Here is a 1,885-nt window from a genome sequence, read left to right on the forward strand (position 1 = left end):
TTTCCGGGCTTAATGGCGATACCGCTAGATTTCATTTCCGGACACCCTGCTAGAATGAGTCTGAGGCAGGAACACTTTGATCCAGTCCGATCTTTAATATAACCAACTATTTATACATTGGGAAGCTTATACACAGGGATGCATGACTTTCAAAGTTAAAGTTCGGCTCAGCCACATCATTTTTCCTGTCTCCCATGAATCGCGGGAGAAGGTCGAATTGATCCGGCAGTAGAGCCTGCCTGATTTAATCCTGAGACGATCTCAATCAACAATCAGTGCAGCACGACCAGACAAAACGAAACCTGATCACTGATGCGTTGCATCCGGCGTTACTTTTTACCTTTGCTCTTTAATTCAAACGGAAATTCCCCGCCTGCATCGCTGACTTGAGCCGACAAAATCGAATCGGTGAAACTGCTATACATCGGAGGTAACGCTTCATCCGCGCCCAGGTTTGCGGGCGCTTCTGATCCGTCAATCTTGATGGGTGTCCCGTCACTTTTCACGTAGTAATTAATGACGACCCGGTATTCCCCCGGAGGCGCTCCAGCCGCACCGCGTATCTGCGAGAGCGTATACTTGCCCGAATCGTCAGTGAATCCGACACACTCAACCCCCTTGGTCGCCCCCTTTGGCACGAAGGTCACGGTGGCGGACACAAGCGGTTTTCCATCTAAGGTAACGACTCCTGCGACAGGCGCTGTTTTCGGAAGATCTTCCGTAGCAGCAGCTCCTCCGCATCCGGTCATTCCAAGCATTAAAATGCACAGAACGAAATGAAAGCGATAGCTTTGTAACATGATTCAGATTTTCCTAATAATTAAAAGGTGGACATTGTCGCTGGAACAGAAAGTTCAGTGGGACCAGAGAATTTTAATTACTGGAATATTTCGCCGATCACGTTACCGTCAGCCATTTTTGCCAGATTCTGACGGGTCGTGGTATCGATGTTCTCACTGATAAAGTGCACCGATCCATCTCCCAGCAGAAAATGAGCTCCCCCCGTGTGGAGACTGCCAGCGTACGCCCAGCTCCCCAGTTTGCCTTGGGGCAGGTTTTGAGGGACAGCCGAGCTGTACCAGAATCGATTGATCGGGTAGGAAACCAGATTCAGGCCGACCATCACGTGACCGCGATAACCCCAGGCGTTTGTTCCGCCGTTGTAAACGTCTCGTGTGGTTTCGCCCATCATCAGGGTGTTGCTGGTTCCATCCTTCACATCGTCCAGACGACATTTACTGTTATCTCCAAACATGCAGCGGCTCGCTGGTGCCGTTCCAGCCCAGTTTTCGCAAGAGTTGTACGGAGTGATGGTAATAAAGTCGTAGTTGGTCTTTGCCCCGCCGGTTCCCGTGTTTGTCGCGGAAATTCCATAACTGCTGGTTGCGGCAGCAATCTTCTCTGTTCCACTATCCGAGGGACACATAAAGACTGTCACCAGGTTCTTTACAACAGCCGCATTGCCGTTTGTCACGGGGTCGTCACCGGCAGATAAGGGACCGGCGGTTCCAATGGATGTGTGGGTAGTCGCACAACCGTTGGAGTTATACAGGTTATAGAGAGGGGCCTGATCGATATAAGGGAGTAACATCGTCAAGCCGCTGGCAGACAGACGGGGAGTGGTGCAGCGGCCAATATGGCCGGGAGGCATCACGCTAAACGTCTCATGATAATTATGCAGGGCCAATCCGAGTTGCTTCATATTGTTTTTGCATTGAGAACGTCGGGCTGCTTCGCGTGCCTGTTGTACAGCAGGTAGCAGAAGCGCAATCAGAATCGCGATAATCGCGATGACTACCAGTAATTCGATCAGAGTAAAACCACGTTTTCTCTTAGGGGACAGTGACATGAAAATCTCCCGAACATAGAAATGAATTGAAATAAT

The 1,885-nt window shown here is 50.2% G+C and carries 2 protein-coding genes; both read right to left on the minus strand.

Annotated elements, in window-relative coordinates; all coding sequences use genetic code 11:
* Positions 1 to 329: 329 nt before the first annotated feature.
* Complete coding sequence (locus Q0294_RS04950; protein WP_299461525.1) at positions 330 to 800, minus strand: carboxypeptidase-like regulatory domain-containing protein; 471 nt, start codon at positions 798 to 800, stop codon at positions 330 to 332.
* Positions 801 to 877: 77 nt separating this feature from the next.
* Entirely contained in the window at positions 878 to 1,849 is a 972-nt protein-coding gene (locus tag Q0294_RS04955; RefSeq protein WP_299461527.1) for a DUF1559 domain-containing protein, read from the minus strand.
* Positions 1,850 to 1,885 lie beyond the last annotated feature (36 nt).

The sequence above is a fragment of the uncultured Gimesia sp. genome, from assembly GCF_937919775.1.
GTDB lineage: Bacteria > Planctomycetota > Planctomycetia > Planctomycetales > Planctomycetaceae > Gimesia.

Coding starts and splice junctions, on each gene's coding strand:
- Q0294_RS04950 (WP_299461525.1), bottom strand. CDS start 800: ATGTTACAAAGCTATCGCTTTCATTTCGTTCTGTGCATTTTAATGCTT.
- Q0294_RS04955 (WP_299461527.1), bottom strand. CDS start 1,849: ATGTCACTGTCCCCTAAGAGAAAACGTGGTTTTACTCTGATCGAATTA.